At 60.0% G+C, this 18,224-nt stretch carries 9 protein-coding genes; 7 read left to right on the top strand and 2 right to left on the bottom strand.

The genetic code is table 11. The features are described 5' to 3' along the window. Positions 1-61 precede the first annotated feature (61 nt). The 4 genes from sov (at position 62) to H8B14_RS03645 (ending at position 10,021) form a co-directional block, all read left to right on the top strand. Positions 62-7,582: a T9SS outer membrane translocon Sov/SprA gene (sov, locus tag H8B14_RS03660; protein ID WP_261989860.1), complete on the top strand. Its 7,521-nt coding sequence runs from the start codon at positions 62-64 to the stop codon at positions 7,580-7,582. A 243-nt stretch (positions 7,583-7,825) separates the two neighbouring features. After that, positions 7,826-8,206, top strand: a complete 381-nt coding sequence (gene gcvH, locus H8B14_RS03655) for a glycine cleavage system protein GcvH (protein ID WP_187314222.1) — start codon at positions 7,826-7,828, stop codon at positions 8,204-8,206. Between the two features lie 55 nt (positions 8,207-8,261). Continuing rightward, positions 8,262-8,627 carry a VanZ family protein gene (locus H8B14_RS03650; RefSeq protein WP_187314221.1) on the top strand — a complete coding sequence of 122 codons (366 nt, stop codon included), beginning with the start codon at positions 8,262-8,264 and terminating at the stop codon, positions 8,625-8,627. A 23-nt stretch (positions 8,628-8,650) separates the two neighbouring features. After that, positions 8,651-10,021, top strand: coding sequence for a M28 family metallopeptidase (locus tag H8B14_RS03645; protein ID WP_187314220.1), 1,371 nt, complete (start codon positions 8,651-8,653; stop codon positions 10,019-10,021). A 299-nt stretch (positions 10,022-10,320) separates the two neighbouring features. On the opposite strand, the gene H8B14_RS03640 is transcribed toward H8B14_RS03645, so the two are convergent. Next, positions 10,321-10,866 carry a hypothetical protein gene (locus tag H8B14_RS03640; protein ID WP_187314219.1) on the bottom strand — a complete coding sequence of 182 codons (546 nt, stop codon included), beginning with the start codon at positions 10,864-10,866 and terminating at the stop codon, positions 10,321-10,323. 324 nt (positions 10,867-11,190) lie between these two features. Then, positions 11,191-12,090: a YicC/YloC family endoribonuclease gene (locus H8B14_RS03635; RefSeq protein WP_187314218.1), complete on the bottom strand. Its 900-nt coding sequence runs from the start codon at positions 12,088-12,090 to the stop codon at positions 11,191-11,193. Positions 12,091-12,237: 147 nt separating this feature from the next. Between H8B14_RS03635 and H8B14_RS03630 the strand changes: the two genes are divergently transcribed. From H8B14_RS03630 to H8B14_RS03620, 3 genes are all read left to right on the top strand, one after another. Beyond that, positions 12,238-15,030 (top strand): TonB-dependent receptor, encoded by a 2,793-nt coding sequence (locus tag H8B14_RS03630; protein ID WP_187314217.1) that lies wholly within the window; start codon positions 12,238-12,240, stop codon positions 15,028-15,030. A 116-nt stretch (positions 15,031-15,146) separates the two neighbouring features. Then, positions 15,147-16,796 (top strand): T9SS type A sorting domain-containing protein, encoded by a 1,650-nt coding sequence (locus H8B14_RS03625; RefSeq protein WP_187314216.1) that lies wholly within the window; start codon positions 15,147-15,149, stop codon positions 16,794-16,796. Between the two features lie 124 nt (positions 16,797-16,920). After that, a complete protein-coding gene (locus H8B14_RS03620; protein ID WP_187314215.1) occupies positions 16,921-18,099 on the top strand; it encodes a glycosyltransferase in 1,179 nt (392 codons plus the stop codon). Positions 18,100-18,224: the final 125 nt, after the last annotated feature.

The raw sequence follows: 18,224 nt of genomic DNA, 5'->3' as shown, positions 1-18,224 counted from the left end.
CCACTCACGCCTTGCTACTTACCGATTGTCGCCACCTGCATCCTTTTATTATTTGTAGCACTTGAACTCCGGTAAGAAGTCCCTCACTGCCTGCGTTGCGGTTGTTTTTGCGTCGTTGCTGGGTGCTTGGTGGTCGCAGGCCGAAACTGCCGGGTCGGCCGCTTTTTCGCTGCGCCAGCTTTGGGCGTGGCTGCCCGAAACCAGTGCTGCCCGGCCTTGGCTCACTGCTGCGCCCGATACGCCGCGCACCGCGCTGCCCGATACCAGCCGCTACCGCCCTAGCCGCCGGCCCCGCGTGGCGCCCCAGGACCGGGTAGGGTCGCCGTTTTCGCCGCAGCGCCGTCGCTCGCCGCTGGTGCTGCCGCTGCCCGGCAATGTGCAGCAGGTAATCACGCCCGACGACAGCCTGCAGTATTTCGATGTGGAGGAGCGGATTGGGGAGGATGTGGACTTCCGCGACCCCAGCCGCCTCACGTTCAAGGAATATTCGCGCTGGCAGCAGCAACAGGCTGTACGAGACTACTTCCGGAATCGTTCGGCCGGGGGCGTCGTTGGCGACTCCGGCTCGGCCGCCTCGCGCCGCCTGATTCCCAAGATCTACCTCGGCCCCATGGCTGACCGTATTTTCGGGGGCTCCTACGTCGACATTCGGCCGGCCGGCGCCGTGACCATCCGGATGGGCGCACGCTTCAACCGCAACCAGAACCCCACGCTCACGCTACGGCAGCAGCGCATCGGCGAGTTTCAGTTCGACCAGAACATGAACCTCAACCTGACCGGCCAGATTGGGGAGAAGCTGCGCCTGAACTTCAACTACGACACCAAAGCGGCCTTCGACTTCGAAAACAACATGAAGCTCGATTACACGGGCTTCGACACCGACATTATCCGGAAGGTGGATTTGGGCAACGTGAGTTTGCCGCTGAACAACTCGCTGATTGTGGGCGGGCAGAACCTGTTCGGGGTGAAAACGCAGCTGCAGTTTGGGCGCATGAGCGTGACGGCCGTGGCCAGCACCCTGCGCGGCCAGGCCGACGAAGTGCGCGTGCAGAACGGCGGCCAGAGCCGGCAGTTTGAAATTAAGGCCAGCCAGTACGAGAAAGACCGGCACTTTTTCCTGAGCCAGTTCTTCCGTGACCGGTACAACCTGGCGTTACGCAACCTGCCCACGGTACAAAGCGGCATCGAGGTTCGCTATCTGGAAGTGTGGGTGACCAACGACAACCGCCAGAGCGACAATCTGCGCAACGTGGTGCCGCTCATGGACCTGGGCGAAGCTAGCCGCGTGTACCGCAGCCCCCTGCTGCTGCCCGGCACCGTGCCTACGGCCGCCGCCAACAACACCAACAACCAGCTCCAGCAACTGCTAACCCCCAATGCCCAGGCCCGCGGCGAGCTGACCGTGGATAACTACCTGAGCAGCGGCAGCGTGGCCGGCCAGCCTTTGGTGAAGAACGTGGACTTCGAGCACGTGCGTGCCCGCAAGCTCGACCCGCGCGAGTACACCTTCAATGCCCAACTGGGCTACCTGAGCCTGAACACGCAGCTGCTGCCCGAGCAGGTGCTGGGCGTTAGCTACGAGTACCTCTACAACGGCCGCACCTATAAAGTAGGGGAGGTGGTGAATGACTACGGCAACCGCAGCCAAGACGAAGTGGTGTTCTTGAAGCTGCTGAAGGCCACCAACCCCGCCGTGGGCCTCGCCGACCCCAGCCAGAACCCGCAGAACCTGAACCTGCTCACCCGGAACCTGCCCACCTGGGATTTGATGATGAAGAATGTGTACCCGTTGAATGCCTCACAGCTCAACCGGGACAACTTTCAGCTCCAGATCATCTATAAGGACGACATAACGGGCGTGGATTTGATTTCGCTGAAAGAAGGCGCCCGCATCCAGAACCGCCCGCTAATTGAGGTGCTCAACCTCGACAACGTAAACCCCAACAACGACCAGAACGCCGACGGCAACTTCGACTTCTTCCCCGGCATCACCATCGACCCGGAGCTGGGCAAGGTGATATTCCCGGTAGTGGAGCCCTTCGGCAACTACCTGCGCAGCCAGTTTGATACCTTAGGCGTAACGCCGGGCTCCGACCCCGCCAATGAGCGGCTGCTGGCCGCCAAGTACGTCTACGACGCGCTTTACACCCAGGTGCAGAGCGACGCCCAGCAGCGTACCGAGAAAGACAAGTTTGTGCTGCGCGGCCGGTTCCAGGCTACCGCCACCGATGAGATTACGCTGCCCGGCCTGGGCATTGCGGTGGGCTCGGTGCGGGTGCGCGCCGGCTCGGTGCTGCTGGAGGAAGGCCGCGACTACCAGGTGTTCTACGACCAAGCCAAGGTGAAAATCCTGAACCCGGCCTACCTCAACTCGGCCAATGAGCTGCGGGTGGAGTTCGAAAAAAACGCCTTGGTGCAGGTGCAGCCGCGCCGGTTGCTCGGGGCCCGTTTCGACTACCGCCTCTCGCAGGATGTGAACTTTGGGGCTACGGTGCTGCACCTGCGCGAAAACCAGGCGCCCGGCATTAACCGCGTCAACATCGGCGACGAGCCGGGCAACAACACCATCTACGGCTTCGACGTGAACATGCGCCGCGACTCGCGCGCCCTCACGAAGTATCTGGACATGCTGCCATTCATTTCCACGAAAGAGCCGTCGTCGGTGGCCTTTAGCGGCGAGTTTGCGCAGCTGCTGCCCGGCGAGTCCAAGTTGGGCAACGGCGAAAACGGCGTGAGCTACCTCGACGACTTCGAGAATGCGCGCACGCCCTACACACTAGGAGGCCTCAACTCGGCGGTGGCCTGGCGGCTGGGCTCCACGCCCCGCACGTTTCCCAACTTCGACGCCAACGATATTACCGCCGCTTACCGCCGCGCCAAGCTGGCCTGGTACTCCATCGACCAGAGCTACTACACCGATGGGCCCAACGTTCCGGACAACATTGGCGCCGCCGAGCTGCAGAACCACTACACCCGCGGCATCCAGCGCAACGAAATCTTCCCGAACCGCGACCTAGGCACCACCGGCAACGGCTTCGAGTATTCGCTGGACATGGCCTACTATCCTTCGGAGCGCGGCCCCTACAACTACAATCCCGCCATCGGGGCCGACGGCCGCACCCTGAGTACGCCTTCTGCGCAGAACTTCGGGGCCATTTCGCGCGAAATCACCTTCGACACCGACTTCGACAACGCCAACGTGGAGTACCTGGAGTTCTGGCTGATGGACCCGTTCATTGCCGGCCGCCGGGGCGAAATCAACGACAGCGAAAACCCGCCCGTCAATAACACCACCGGCGGGCGCCTGATCATCAACCTCGGCAACGTGAGCGAGGATGTACTGCGCGACAACAACCAGTACGAGTTTGAAAACGGCCTGCCTACCGAAGATGCCAACGTGGCCACCGACACGCGCCAGACACCTTGGGGCCGCGTCACGCGCCAGCAGTTCCTGACCGATGCCTTCAGCAACACGCCTGGGGGCCGCGCCCGCCAGGACGTGGGCCTCGACGGCCTCAACGATACCGAGGAAGCGGCCTTCTTCAGCAAAGCCTACGGCGACCCGTCCGGCGACAACTTCCGCCACCACCTCGACCCGTTCTACGACCAGAACGACGTGAAGCTGCTGGGCCGCTACAAGCAGTACAACGGCCTGGAAGGCAACTCACAGGAAAACAGCCAGCTCTCGTCTACGGCTTTCCCCGACAAAGAGGACCTGAACCGTGACAACGTAATTTCCGAAACGGAGCGCTACTACGAGTACCAGCTGGACCTGGGGCCCAATCCCGGCGACATTGCTGTGGGCAACAACTACGTGGTGGACCGCATCACCAAGCAAGTGAACGGCGACCAGGTGAACTGGTACCAGTTCCGCATTCCGATCCGCAACTACAACGCCGTGCGCAGCGCCGACGGGCAGCCGTTCGGGTTCAAGAGCATCCGGTTTTTGCGCATGTACCTCACGGGCTGGCAACAGCCGGTGGTATTGCGCATGGTGCAGCCCCAGTTCATTGCCAACCAGTGGCGCCGCTACCTGCAGCCGATTTCTGAAACCAGCCAGCCCTGCATCAACTGCGGCGACGCGGCGCGCTCGTTCAACATCAGCACCGTAAGCCTTGAGGAGAACGGCCCGGCAGTGGATGGCACCAAAGGCGCTATTCCGTACGTGCTGCCCCCCAATATTCAGCGCGACAAAGAGTACGGCTCCGGCACCGTAAACCGCCAGCAGAACGAGCAAAGCCTACGCCTCTGCGTCGACCAGCTTCGCGACGGTTTCGGGCAGGCTGCCTACAAAAACATCAACCTGAGTCTCTTGCGCTACAAGCAGCTGCGCCTGTTCCTGCACGCCGAAAGCGAAGATGCTAACGTGCGCGACGGCCAGGTGCAGGCTTTCGTGCGCCTCGGCACCGACTACAACCAGAACTACTACGAGTACCGGCTGCCGCTGCAGATTACGCCCCGCAACGCCACCACGCAGGCCGAAATCTGGCCCACGGCCAACGAAATCAGCCTCTCGCTGCAGGATTTTATTGATGTGAAAGCCGAGCGCAACCTAGCCGTCAATCAAAATGCGGCCAGCTACACTGGGCCCTATACTAAAACCTTCCCCAACGGCGCCAGCATCACCGTATTCGGCAACCCCGACCTGAGCGCGGTGCAGGGCGCCATGATTGGCTTGTTCAACCCCACCAACGACGGCAACACCAAGTCGTTCTGCTTGTGGGCCGATGAATTCCGGGTGTTCGACTTTGATAAGCAGAACGGCTGGGCCGCTACCGCCCGCTTCAACACCAAGCTCGCCGACCTGGCCAACATCACGGCCACCGGTAGCTACACTTCGGTGGGCTTCGGCGGCTTGCAGGACAAGCTGCAGCAACGCTCCCTGGAAAGCATCACCCGCGGCGATGTCAATGCCACGGTGGCGGCCGACAAGTTTTTTCCTGAAAAGCTGGGTCTGCGGATTCCGGTGCTGGTGCAGGCCGGCAACGAAACCCGCGCCCCCGAGTACGACCCACTCGACCCCGATACCCGCCTGGAGCAGTCGTTGCGCAAATTCACGAGGCCCGACAATACCATCGATACCGACAAGCAGGCCGAGTACCGCAAGGAAGTCATTGACCAGACCACCAGCCGCAGTATTTCGGTGCTGAACGTGCGCAAGGAGCGCACCAACTCCGAGAAGAAGCCGATGCCGTACGACATCGAGAACTTCGCGGCCAGCTACTCCATCACCGAGCGCACCCACACCGATATCCGCACCGACCGGGACTACACCCGCACCTACACCGGTGCCTTGGCCTACCTCTATCAGCTCACGCCCAAGAGCTACACGCCGCTGGCCAAAATCAAGGCCTTGGACAACCCGTATTTGAAGATTTTCCAGGACGTGAACTTCACGCCGCTGCCTACGCGCTTCTCGTTCCGGGCCGACATTGACCGGCGCTACAACGAGCGGTTCTTGCAGCGCGTGCTGGAGCCGGGCCAGCTGCCCACCACCAACGGCATCCCGGGTGTGTTCCAGAAGTCGTTTTTCTTCAACCGCATCTACGACCTGCAGTGGGCCCTCACCAAGGCGCTGACCATCGACTACACCGCCAACAACCGCGCGGTGATTGACGAAGGCCAGGGCCGCACCATCGGCGACTCGCCGGAAGCCCAGGAAAACCGGCGGCAGCTGCGCGAAAACCTGTTCCGCCAGGGCGGCCGCACTACCAACTTCAACCAGACGGTGGCCGTCACGTACCGCCTGCCGCTCGATAAGTTCCCGCTCACCGACTGGCTGTCGGCAGATGCGCGCTACGCCGCCAACTACACCTGGCAGGCCGCTTCTACGGCCCTGCGGGCGCCGGCGCCCATCGTGTTCCTGCCCAACGGCTCGCCCGACCCCAATGATACCACTACCACCAAGCTCAACCTGGGCAATACCATCCAGAACAACGGCGAGCTGAGCGCCAACGGCAAGATTGATCTGGTGAAGCTCTATAATAAGGTGCGCTTCCTCAACATCATCAACAACGCGCCGGCACCCGGCGCCAACGAAGCCGGCAACGGCAAGCTCCGCCCCGGCATATCCGGCGCCCTCGACCGGGCCACCAAAGCCGGCCAGCCGGAAGTGCCTGCTGACACTGCCAAAGGCCCCGAGCTGCGCTTGTTGAAAGCCGTGCTTCGGTCCCTGATGACGGCCCGCTCGCTGAACTTCACTTACACCCGCTCCAACGGCACGCTGCTGCCTGGCTATCTGCCGCGCACCCGCTTCTTCGGTATGAACTCCGACTTCGATGCGCCGGGCGTGCCCTTCCTGCTGGGCAAGCAGTACGACCTGGATGCGCTGTACGAGCGCGCCGCTGGCCGTGGCTGGTACACCAACCAAAGCCAGTTCCTGAACACGCCCATCAGCTCGCTGCTCACCGAAAACCTGGTGCTGCGTACTTCGCTGGAGCCCTTCCGCGACTTCAACATTCAGCTGGAAGGCCGCCGCCAGCTGGCCCGCAACCGCGAGGTGTTCTACCGCAATGAAATTGACGAGGTGACTTTGCAGCCCACTGGCAATCTCGCCCCGCGCCAAGACCTGGGTTCCGGCACGTTCAGCACTTCGTTCATTAGCATCCGGACTTTGTTTGGTGACCGGATGAATGAGGGCGAACAATCTAAAGCTTTCGACCGGTTCATAAACAACCGCGGCATCGTGCAGCAACGGTTGGCTGACGCCAATACCAGTGGCACGGGTACGTATGGCTTCAACTCGCAGGATGTGCTGATTCCAGCCTTCCTGGATGCCTACCGCGGCAAGTCGTCGGATGGCTATAAGGCCGAGAAGTTCAAGCCGTTTGAGCTGCTGCCCATTCCCAACTGGCGCGTCGACTACAACGGTCTGGCCGAGCTGCCCTTCGTGAAGCGCTACTTCCGCTCTATCTCGCTCACCCACGCCTATTCGTCGGTATACACGGTAGCAGGCTACACCACGGCCTCCGGCTACGAGCGGGAGCCCGAAGGTCTGAGCACCATCACCAATGCCTCGGGCCAGTACATTCCGTACTACATCATCGGGCAGGTGAGCATTGCCGAGCGTCTTTCGCCGCTGATTGGGGTGAACTTCCAGACGCTGGAGAAAATTACGGGCCGCCTGGAGCTGCGCACTGAGCGCGCCATTGGCTTGAACACCAGCAATGCCCAGGTAACGGAGCTGCACACCCAGGAACTGGTAATCGGCTTCGGTTACGCCACCAACCGCTTCAAGCTGCCCTTCCGCGTTGGCGGTGAGCAGCGCATCCTGCGCAACGAGCTAACCGCCCGCCTCGACCTGAGTATCCGCGACAACACCACCATTCAGCGCAGCATCGAAGACGTAGTGGACCCCAACAACCCCACCGGCGGTACGCCATCGGTAGGCCGGGCGCGTGGCCTCACCACCAATGGCACCCGCCAGATGCAGTTGCGCCCCACTATCGACTACGTGCTCAACCAGCGCCTCAACCTGCAGCTCTTCTTTGCCCGCACCGTCACGGACCCACGCGTGCAGAACTCGTTTAAAAACTCCACCACCGAAGGCGGCCTGCAGCTGCGCTACAGCTTGTCGCAGTAAGCCGAAGCTTTCATGGATAGCAAACATTCCGGTCTGGTAGCCTTGCGCTGCCGGACCGGAATTGTTTAGTGGCTACCGCATGGTAGCTGCCAGGGCTGCTTTTTTGGCTGGCTGCCGGCTGCCGGTTGCATTTGTTTGCCTGAACAGCTGCCGGAAACTACCTACCACAAAGCAGAAACATTTACTTTTGAGCAACCGCGGCGCTGCCCGGCATCTTCCTCTTCTTCCCAACCCCGCACTGTTATGACTCTGCCCGCTGACCTGAAGTACACGAAAGAGCACGAATGGATTCGTGTGGAAGGTGACGTTGCCTACATCGGCATCACCGACCACGCCCAGAAAGAGCTTGGCGACATCGTGTATGTTGACATTGACACGCTCGATAAGGAAGTTGCCCAGAACGAAGTATTCGGCACGGTGGAAGCCGTGAAAACCGTTTCCGACCTGTTCAGCCCCATTACCGGCACGGTGCTGGAAATCAACAGCCAGCTCGACGGCAGCCCCGAAACCGTAAATTCTGACCCCTACGGCGACGGCTGGATGGTGAAGATGGCCATTGCCAACCCTTCGGAGCTAGACGCTTTGCTGTCGGCCGAAGCCTACGGTGAGCTGGTAGGTGCCTAAGCCTTCCGGTTTTACCGAACAATCCGCGCCGCCCAGGTCTGGCCGTCGGCCCTTAGTGGGGCTGCCGCTAGCCTGGGCGGCGCTGGTGTTGGTGCTCACCCTCACGCCCTCCGAGGACATGCCGGTGGTGCCGCCGTGGGAATTGATTTCCTTCGACACGGCAGCCCACGCGGGCGTATTTGTGGTGCTGGCGGCGCTGCTGGTGTTTTCCATCAGGCGGCAGCTGTGGTGGCCAGCTTTGCGCCGCCATGCCTACACCGTAGTGCTGCTTGGTTGTGTGGCATTTGGCCTGCTGATTGAGCTGCTGCAAATGACCATGAACCTGGGCCGGCACGGCGAGTGGTCCGACGCCATCAGCGACGCGCTGGGTGCCGCTATTGGCTTAGGACTGGCTTACGCTACCCGCCGCTGGTGGCAGTAGCCTGCCACTCAACTGTGCGCCTGATGACTGATTGGCAGAAAAAAATCCAGTACGCCCTCTTGGCCGCTCTGGCGCTGGCCTTCGTTGCGGCACCCGCTACGGCGCAGGATATGCCGCGCGTGCGGCGCACCATCGACGCCTTAGCGGCACCGGCCATGCACGGCCGCGGCTACGTCAATAGGGGCGAGCAGAAAGCCGCAACCTATCTGCGCCAGCGTTTCCTAGAGCTGGGTTTGCAGCCGCTGGCTCCCAACTACACGCAGCCCTTCACGCTCGACGTCAACACGTTTCCGGGGGCTCTGAAGCTGGAGCTGAACCACAGCATGCTGCGGTTTCCCGTGTTCGGTAACTCTCAAAGCCTGCGAGCCGGCCACGATTTTATTGCGGCGTCCAACTCTGGCGGCGGGCACATTGGCGGATCATTCTCGGCTGTACCCATCCTACGCCTCGATACGCTGGTTTTCGCGGATGCTACGGCCCAGCAGCAGTTGCTGCGCCACCGCTGGTACCAGGGCGGCTACGTGCTGCGTGCCACCGACGAGCGGCGCCTGGCCCAGCTGCCCCTGCCGCTCCGCCAGCACCTCGACTCCGCCGCCCTGCGTCTGATGCTGGTGCCCAAGCTAACGGCGTCGCTGGCTTCGGAACAGGCCCCACAGATGCGTCTGGAAGTGCTGGACTCAATGTGGCGCAAAGTGGCGTATCAAGGTCCTAGCAACATTGCGGCGCACGTTGAAGCACACGTGGAAGCCAATCTTGAGGTGCAGTATCCCACCCAGAACATCGTGGGGTTTGTGCCCGGCCGCCTGCAGCCCGATTCGTTTCTGGTAGTAACGGCCCACTACGACCACCTGGGCCGTATGGGGGCCCGCACCTACTTCCCCGGTGCCAACGACAACGCCAGTGGCACGGCCATGCTGCTGGAGCTGGCCGCCCACTACAGCCGCCCCGAAAACCGCCCCGCTTACTCGGTGGTGTTTCTGGCATTCGGAGCCGAGGAGGCCGGGCTGCTGGGTTCCCGCTACTTCGTGGAGCACCCGCTGATTCCGTTAAACCGGATTCGTTTTCTGCTGAACCTGGATTTGGTGGGAACTGGCTCAGAAGGCGCCACTGTCGTGAATGGCCGCACACTGCCCGCGCTGTTCACCCAGCTGCAGGCCCTCAATACCAAGCGCCAGGCTTTGCCGACGCTGGCCGCCCGTGGGGCCGCAGCTAACTCCGACCACTTCCCGTTCTCGGAGCGCGGAGTGCCGGCGTTCTTTCTCTACACTCGTGGCGGCTCCACCGCCTACCACGATGTGCAGGATCAGGCGGCCACGCTGCCGCTCACAGCCTTCGCCAATGTGTTCGGCCTGCTCCGCGAGTTCCTGGATGACTTAGGAGCTGCCGCCCGGTAGCTGTCTGCTGCACCAATCGGTGTCCGAGAAGTCGTTTGCAACTTGCAGAACGCCCTGCTGAGCTTGTTGAGCCCGTCAGGGCATCTCTCCCGCTTTATCGCGCAGCTCATACGAAGCGGGAGAGATGCCCTGACAAGCTCAGCAGGACCTTCGTGGAGTGTTCAGCTATGGCCCAGTTATAGAGTGTAGCCATTTGCGAATAATATCCTTGGTCGATATCGAGCAAAAGAAAACTCCTGCAACTACCGGCACAGGGCCAGTAATTGCAGGAGTTTCTGAATTCAGGGAGTAGAAAAGACCTAGCCGTTTGCCTTGAACGAGCTCATGATCTGCTTGGCTACGGTTTCCCACTCTGGCTTCTGGCGGTCGGCGCAGGTGAAGGTGCACATCAGCAGCTTGCCTTCCACGTCGGTAAAGAAAATCAGCTGGTATACTTCGTGGCCTAGCTCCGGCTTCATCAGCTCGAGGTAGCCGACTTTGCGGCCGCTTACTTCCTTCACGCCGTTGGCAAACCACTTGGCTTCCTTGAACTGCTTGGAGTAGGTCTTGTAAAAATTGTCGGCATACATGTCAATCATGTCCTGATCGGCAGTATTGTCGGTGTAAGTGAAGGAGATGCTGGCCTCCTTGCTGTTGGTGTAGATAACGCTCGGGCGGCTCTGGGCTTTGGCATAGTTAAAGTCCATCTGCTGCTCGCTCATCACCTCAAAACCTTTCGGAATCAGGATTTCGACCCGCTCGCTCAGCACGCGCTTCTTAATCAGTTCTACCTCAGCAAAAGGGCGGAAGGCCGTCAGCAGCAGCATCAGGCACAAGGAAACAGGCAAGAGTATTACTTTTTTCATATGTATGGGGCTGAAAAAAGATGAAAATCAACTGAGGTTTCTACGACGGGCTGCTCATCAGGCAGTCTGTTCGGATAACACAATTTACGCAGGAAACCCTGAGTAGCAAAGGAATTACGAAAAAAATAATCAACCCGGATTTACTGAATTCGTCAAAAAGAGTCTTAGCAGTGTGTCCAAGGCAATTATTAGCAGGAAAAGCAGCAGCGAAAAACCTGAAATGATTTTCGCTGTGTCTGACAATATCAGTTATTTATAGCAATAATCCTATGCAGGAATTTATTGACAAAGTTCAAAAGCGGCTCTCATAGGCTCCACAGACGACTACAGAATATTGTTGATTTGTTCCTTGATCTTCTCCAGTTCTTCCTTCATGCCCACCACCAGATGCTGCACAATGGAATCGTTGGCTTTAGAACCAATCGTATTTATTTCGCGGCCTATTTCTTGCGAAATAAACGCTAATTTCTTTCCAGTAGGCTCTGGTAGATAGACCGTTTCGGTGAAGTAGTGCAAATGACTGACCAACCGAACTTTTTCCTCGGCAATATCCAGTTTCTCGATATAGTAAATCAGTTCCTGCTCGAAGCGTGAAATATTGAATTGCTCACTGGTGGCCAAGTCGGCGAGGTGGGAGCGGAGCCGCTCGCGCACCTGCTCTACGCGGTGCGGGTCGTGGCGTTCTATCTCGGCCAGCTGTATCCGGATGCTGTCGAGGTAGCTTAGGATTTCGGTGGTGAGGGTCTGGCCTTCGGCGCGACGGAATTCGTTGGCGCGCTCTAATGCCTCCTGTACCAACGGCAGCAATTCTTCCCAGGTTACCTCATCTTCTTCCTCGGCGGGAGCAGCCGCTGTTTCTGTAGGCATGCGCAAAGCACCGGGCAGGGCTTTGGCAATAGCGGTGAGTTGCTCCAAAGAAGCGCCTGTGCGTGCGCTTAGCTGCTGAAGTTCCTCATAAGCCAGCTGCAGTACCGCTTGGTTCACTACGCTACTTTGCGTACCGGCAGCACGCACCCGCAAAAAGTCGAAATTCAGGTTCACTTTGCCGCGTACCAACGTCTTGGCTACCAGATTCCGGATTTCCAGCTCCTTGTCCTGCAGAAAGCGGGGCAGGCGCAGGGTTAAGTCCAAAGATTTGGAATTCAAAGATTTAACTTCGACGGTGGCCGAATAACGGTCGGTGTCGCGGTGGGCGACGCCGTAGCCGGTCATGGACTGGAGCATAGACAAACAAGGTAAAACGGCCGCAAAAGTACTAGTTTGTTTCAGAATATGAGATACTTACCTTCCTCATAACATAAGCATAACGTCGGCGCAATATTGGCATAACAGGTCCCCGGTAGCTTTGCAGTGCAAACGAAAACTACCTGTATGCCCCGTCTTTTAGTCTTGATTTTCAGCTTGTTGTTCAGCACATTGGCGCTGGCGCAACAAGGCTCCCTGGTGGGCAAAGTGGTAGATAAAAAAACCGGTGAAGGCGTCATTGGCGCTACGGTGCTGGTAACAGGCACCACGCAGGCGGCGCCGGTAGATGTGGAAGGCCGCTACGAGCTGAAGCTGGATGCCGGCACCTACAACATCACCATGACCTACATCGGCTACAAGCCGCTGACGTTTCCGGGGGTGCAGGTGCAGGCCGGTCAGCAGACTACGCTCAACGGCGCCATGGAGGAAAACGCTACGGCCCTGAAAGAAGTGATGGTTACCGGCCAGAAGCAGACTGGTACCGAGGTAGCCATGATTCAGGACCTCAAGAAAAGCGAGGTGGTGGTGAGCGGCATGAGCAACGACCAGATTGTGAAGACGCTGGACCGTGACGCCGCCGAAGTAGTGAAGCGCATTCCGGGCGTGACCATACAGAACAACAACTTCATTGTGATTCGGGGCTTGTCGGAGCGCTACAACACGGTGATGCTGAACGGTACGCTGACGCCTTCGGCTGAGGTAGATACCCGCTCCTTTTCATTTGATATTCTGCCCAGCTCGGTGATTGACCGGATTCTGATTTTCAAGTCAGGGTCCCCGGAACTGCCCGGCGAGTTTGGCGGTGGCGTGGTACAGGTGTATACTAAGAACTCGGTGCTGGAAAATACCACCAGCTTCTCGGCTTCGGCCTGGCACCGGAGCGGCACTACGTTTAAAGACGGCTACCAGACTTCCAGCCGCAGCAGCACCGACTGGCTGGGCTATGACAACGGCGACCGGCAAATGCCCGGTGATATTACGGCCGGAGCGGGGCAACTCCGCAACCAATGGCTCCCTACATTGGGCACGGCCCGCCCCGACCTGCGCCTTTCGCTGGGCTTGAACCGCCGGTTTGAGCTGGGCGCCGCCTACCTGAGCAATGTCACGTCGGTATCCTATTCCAACACGCGCGAGCAATACGTGCAGTCGCGGCAGCGCGCCCTGGCTTACGATTCCATTGAGCAGCGCTACCCGCTGCAGTACGATTATAATGATCTGCGCTCCTTGACGGCCGTGCGCCTGGGCGTAATTCACAACTGGCAAGTGCGCTTCAATGACCGCAACCGGGTGGAGTTTCGCAACTTCCTCAACCAATACGGGACCGATGAAGTGGTAAACCGCCAGGGTATCGACAACACCGAGCAGCAGGAACGCAACGACAACGCACTGCATTACCAGAGCCGCACCATCTACTCGGGGCAGTTGCAGGGTACGCACGATCTGGGCGCCGCCGACCGCTCTACCGTCACCTGGACCGGGGGCTACAACTACGTATTCCGCGACGAGCCCGACTACAGCCGCTACCGTGCCCAGCGGCCGGAAGGCTCGGCCCGGCCCTTCTACGTGGTGATTCCGTTCGGTGGTAACCCGTTCGATGCCAGTCGCTTCTTCTCCGAGCTGAAAGAAAACACGTACACCGGGGCCGGCCAGTGGGAGCAGCGCATTCTGGGCCGCGACACCACCAAAGCCAGCGAGTACAAGGTGCGGGCCGGCTTCTACGCCGAGCGCAAGGCGCGCTCCTACAACCAGCGCTACTTCTCCTATACCTACAGCAACTTCGACCGGTTCAACCGCCGCCCCGACCGGGATGCTATTCTGACGTCGCCGATTGACCGCATTTTCGCGCCGGAAAACGTCAATCCGGTGGATGGCTTCAAGCTGGAGGAAGGTACCCGCCCCGATGATTCGTACGAGGCCGAAAATACCTTGCTGGCTGGCTATGTAGGCATCGTGGCGCCGCTTTCCGACAAATTCAGTTTGACAGGTGGGGTGCGGGTAGAGCACAACCGCCGCTTCCTGGACGACGGCAGCACCCGGCCGGAATACAAGGAAGTGAAAACGATTCCGCTGCCCTCGCTGAATGCCACCTACAATTTCAACCAGCGCAGCCTGTTGCGCCTGGGTACCAGCGTGAGCGTGAACCGGCCGGAGTTCCGCGAAATAGCCAGCTTCGCTTACTTCGACTTCAACAACAACGCCATTATCCAGGGCAACCCGGACCTGCGCACGGCCACCATCTACAATGCCGATATGCGCTACGAGTTCTACCCGAGCCGCTCAGAGTTGCTGTCGGTGGGCGTGTTCTACAAGCAGTTCCGCAATGCTATTGAGCAGGTAACGCAGTCGGTGCCGACTTCGCAGCTGTACCTGGAGTATAAAAATGCCGATAAGGCCTACGATGTGGGCGTGGAAGTAGAAGCCCGCAAAGGCTTCACGGAGCTCACCGAAAACCCGTTCCTGCAGAAGCTGGGCGTAGTCGTGAATGCCTCGCTGATCCGGAGCCGGGTGAACTTGGCCCAGGATTCCAGCACCATCGGCTTTGCTTTATTTGACCGGCCGCTCCAGGGGCAGGCGCCTTACGTAGTCAACACCGGCCTTTTCTACCAGGATGATGAAGGCAAGCTGCAGATTTCGGCACAGTACAACGTGGTGGGCCAGCGAATTGCCTTCGTCGGCGACGTGACGCAGAACTACTCGGCCATTGAGATGCCGCGCCACGTGGTAGATCTGGCCCTCACCAAGGGCGTAGGCAAACATCTGCAGGTGAAAGCCGGCGTGCAGGACTTGTTTAACCAGCGCTACCGCACCTACTCCGACCTGAACCGCGACGGCAAAATCAGCCGCGACGAGCCGCGGGTATCTTTTAATAGCTACCGCCGCGGTACGTACTCTACGTTGGGAGTTACCTACAACTTCTAAACAATAAGGTAACACCATGCTAACGAAACCATAACGCCCGCTCTAGCCCAGTGGGCGTTCTGGTTTCAGACCTTCGTGCCGTCAATTCTGCTTCTCATTCATTTCTGCCTACCCTCATGAAAAAGCTTCTACTTCCTGTCTTGCTGGCGTGCACTGTGGCGGCTACGGCCCCTGTTACGAGCGTATTGGCCCAGACGGCTTGCCCGGCTGCTCCGGCGGCAGTAACCGTTTCGGGTTCCATCACCAGCAACACCACCTGGACGAGCAACAACATCTACCTGCTCAGCGGCTTCGTGTATGTGGAAAGCGGCGCGACGCTGACGATACAGCCTGGCACCATCATCAAAGGTGACAAGGCCAGCAAAGGCACGCTCATCATCAAGCAGGGCGCCCGGATTGAAGCCAGCGGCACGGCGGCGCAGCCTATCGTGTTTACCTCCAATGAACCTGCCGGCTCGCGCAGCCGCGGCGACTGGGGCGGCGTAATTCTCTGCGGCCGGGCCCCCATCAACCAGGCCGGCACGCCTACCATCGAGGGCGGGGTGCAAGCGGTATACGGCGGTACCGATGCCAACGACAACTCCGGCACGCTGCGCTACGTGCGCATCGAGTTTCCGGGTATTGCGTTTCAGCCCAACTCCGAAATCAATGGCCTGACTTTGGGCGGCGTGGGCGCGGGCACCACCATCGACTATGTGCAGGTGGCCTACTCCGGCGACGACTCGTTTGAGTGGTTTGGCGGCACCGTGAATGCTAAGCACTTGGTAGCCATTGCCGCTACCGACGACGACTTCGATACCGATTTCGGCTTCACGGGACGGGTGCAGTACGGCCTCGTGCTTCGCGACCCGAACTCGGCAGACGTATCGGGCTCCACGGCCTTCGAGTCGGACAACGATGCAGCCGGCTCTAGCGCCACGCCTCGCACGGCCCCGGTGTTCTCGAACGTGACGGCCATTCTGCCTAATCCAATTGGGGTGACGGCCAACTTCACGCGAGCTATGCACCTGCGCCGCAACACCAGCATCTCCATTTTCAACTCGGTGCTGACAGGCTGGCCCCAGGGCCTGACGCTTGATGGCAATGCGCAGCCTAATGCCACGAGTGGCGCGCTGGTGCTCAAAAACAACGTCATGGCTGGCATGGGCAACCCCTACACGCAGCAGACCGGCGGCACATTCGATGTGCAGGGCTTCTGGCTGGCCAATAACACCACGCTGACCAACGCCTCGGACCTGAACCTGAACGCCGATAACTTCCAGTTCCAGCAGTTCTACTCGCCTAACTTCACGCTGCCGGCTGCTTCGCCGCTGGTGAGCGGGGCGGCTTTTACGGATGCTAAGCTGGCAGCCACAGCAGGCTTCACCTTCGACAACGTAGCGTACCGGGGCGCTTTCGGCCCGGCCGGTACCGCCAACTGGGCAGCGGGCTGGACCAACTTCAACCCCAACATTACCTGCTACAACCGCCCCAGCCAGACGCTGAGCAACAAGGCTGCCGCCGAGCAGGTGCAGGGCCTGAGCGTGGCGCCCAACCCCACGGAAGGCGCGGCCAAGCTCTCTTTTGAGCTAAAGAAAGCCGGCGCCGTAACGGTGCGCGTGCTGGACGTAACGGGCCGCCAGGTGGCCCTGGTAACCAACGCCGCCAAGCTGGCCGCCGGTACCCAGGTAGTGCAGCTACCCGCTTCGCTGAATGCCGGCCTATACGTGGCCGCCGTTACCACCGAAGCCGGCACGCAGTCGGTGCGCTTCGTGGTGTCGAAATAAGGATACTCCTGCTTGCTAAAAAGCCTGCTCCTTCGCGGAGCAGGCTTTTTTGTTGTTTACGGCTTGTTTCACTAAGGCAACGCCACCACCTGATTCATAGCCGAAACCCGTAGCTTGCGCCCCGATGAAGCCTCGCGTACTGATGCTGCCCAAGTGGTACCCCAACCGCTACGACGACCAGGATGGCGACTTCGTGGGCCGGCACGTGGCGGCCATTGCGCCCCACGCCAGGGTAGCGGTGCTGTTTGCCGCCGTGGCCCGGGGTCCGCTTAAGGGCCTAATTGAGTGCGACGCCAACCTCACCAGTCCGATACCCATACTGCGCTACTACTACCGCGCCCGCCCTACCGGCCTGAGCCCGTTGGACAAGCTGCTGAAGCTGGTGCTGTACTTCTGGTGTCTGGGGCGCGGCTACCGGCAACTGGTGCAATACTGGGGCGCGCCGCCGCAGCTGGTGCACGTGCATGTGCTGCTGCGCACGGGCCTGTTTGCGTGGTGGCTGAAGCTGACGCGCGGTATTCCGTACGTGGTGACGGAGCACTGGACGCTGTATCTGCCGCAAAACGCGCATCGGATTGGAGTGCTGCGGCGCTACCTCACGCAACGGGTGGTGCGGGCGGCGGCGGGGCTGCATACGGTGTCGGAAAATCTGCGTGGGGCGCTGGCGCAGCTGGGAATTATGAATGCCCGAACTGTGGTGATTCCGAATGTGGTGGATACGGCGCTGTTCCGGCCGGCCGAGGTGCCGGTGGTGCGGCAGGGGCTGCTGCACGTGGCGGCTTTCAACGAGCAAGCCAAAAACCTGAGCGGGCTGTTGCGGGTGGTGGCCCGGCTGCGCGCCACCCGGCCTGGCCTGACGCTACGCATTGCCGGCTACGGCCCAGCCGAAGCCCAACTTCGCCAGCTGGCCGCCGAGCTAGGCTTGCTGCAGGCTGGTACCGTAACGTTCCTGGGCAAGCTCCCAACGGAAGCCGTAGCCGCCGAAATGCGCCGTGCCGCCTGCTTCGTGCTGTTCAGCAACTACGAAAATCTGCCTTGCGTCCTCATCGAGGCCCAGGCCAGCGGCTTGCCGGCCGTAGCCACCCACGTTGGGGGCGTGCCGGAACTACTACCTCCCGACGGCACCCGCGGCTTCCTGGTAGCTCCCACCGACGAAAATGCTTTGGCTGAAGCCCTAACCAGCGTCCTTGACCATCCGCAGCAGTTTGATAGCGCCGCCCTGCACCGCCACGCCGAGCAGCACTTCAGCCAGCAGGCCGTCGGCCGGCAGTTCGGGGCTTGGTATGGTGAGGTAATACGCTGATGAGGTGATAATAAGATCGTCCTGCTGAGCTTGCCGAAGCATCTCCCACGCAGTAGTAATCAAGGCCGATTCAACGAAGCAAGAGAGGCTTCGGTAAGCTCAGTAGGACCGTTTCTTGTATTGTC

This window comes from Hymenobacter puniceus (assembly GCF_014333525.1).
Lineage (GTDB): Bacteria > Bacteroidota > Bacteroidia > Cytophagales > Hymenobacteraceae > Hymenobacter.
The sequence above is the reverse complement of the archived record's forward strand: the minus strand, read 5'-3'. Positions and strand labels throughout refer to the sequence as shown.

What these genes read in the sequence shown, in the direction of transcription:
- gcvH (WP_187314222.1), top strand. Translation starts at nt 7,826, where the DNA reads ATGACTCTGCCCGCTGACCTGAAGTACACGAAAGAGCACGAATGGATT.
- H8B14_RS03645 (WP_187314220.1), top strand. Translation starts at nt 8,651, where the DNA reads ATGACTGATTGGCAGAAAAAAATCCAGTACGCCCTCTTGGCCGCTCTG.
- H8B14_RS03640 (WP_187314219.1), bottom strand. Translation starts at nt 10,866, where the DNA reads ATGAAAAAAGTAATACTCTTGCCTGTTTCCTTGTGCCTGATGCTGCTG.
- H8B14_RS03635 (WP_187314218.1), bottom strand. Translation starts at nt 12,090, where the DNA reads ATGCTCCAGTCCATGACCGGCTACGGCGTCGCCCACCGCGACACCGAC.
- H8B14_RS03630 (WP_187314217.1), top strand. Translation starts at nt 12,238, where the DNA reads ATGCCCCGTCTTTTAGTCTTGATTTTCAGCTTGTTGTTCAGCACATTG.
- H8B14_RS03625 (WP_187314216.1), top strand. Translation starts at nt 15,147, where the DNA reads ATGAAAAAGCTTCTACTTCCTGTCTTGCTGGCGTGCACTGTGGCGGCT.
- H8B14_RS03620 (WP_187314215.1), top strand. Translation starts at nt 16,921, where the DNA reads ATGAAGCCTCGCGTACTGATGCTGCCCAAGTGGTACCCCAACCGCTAC.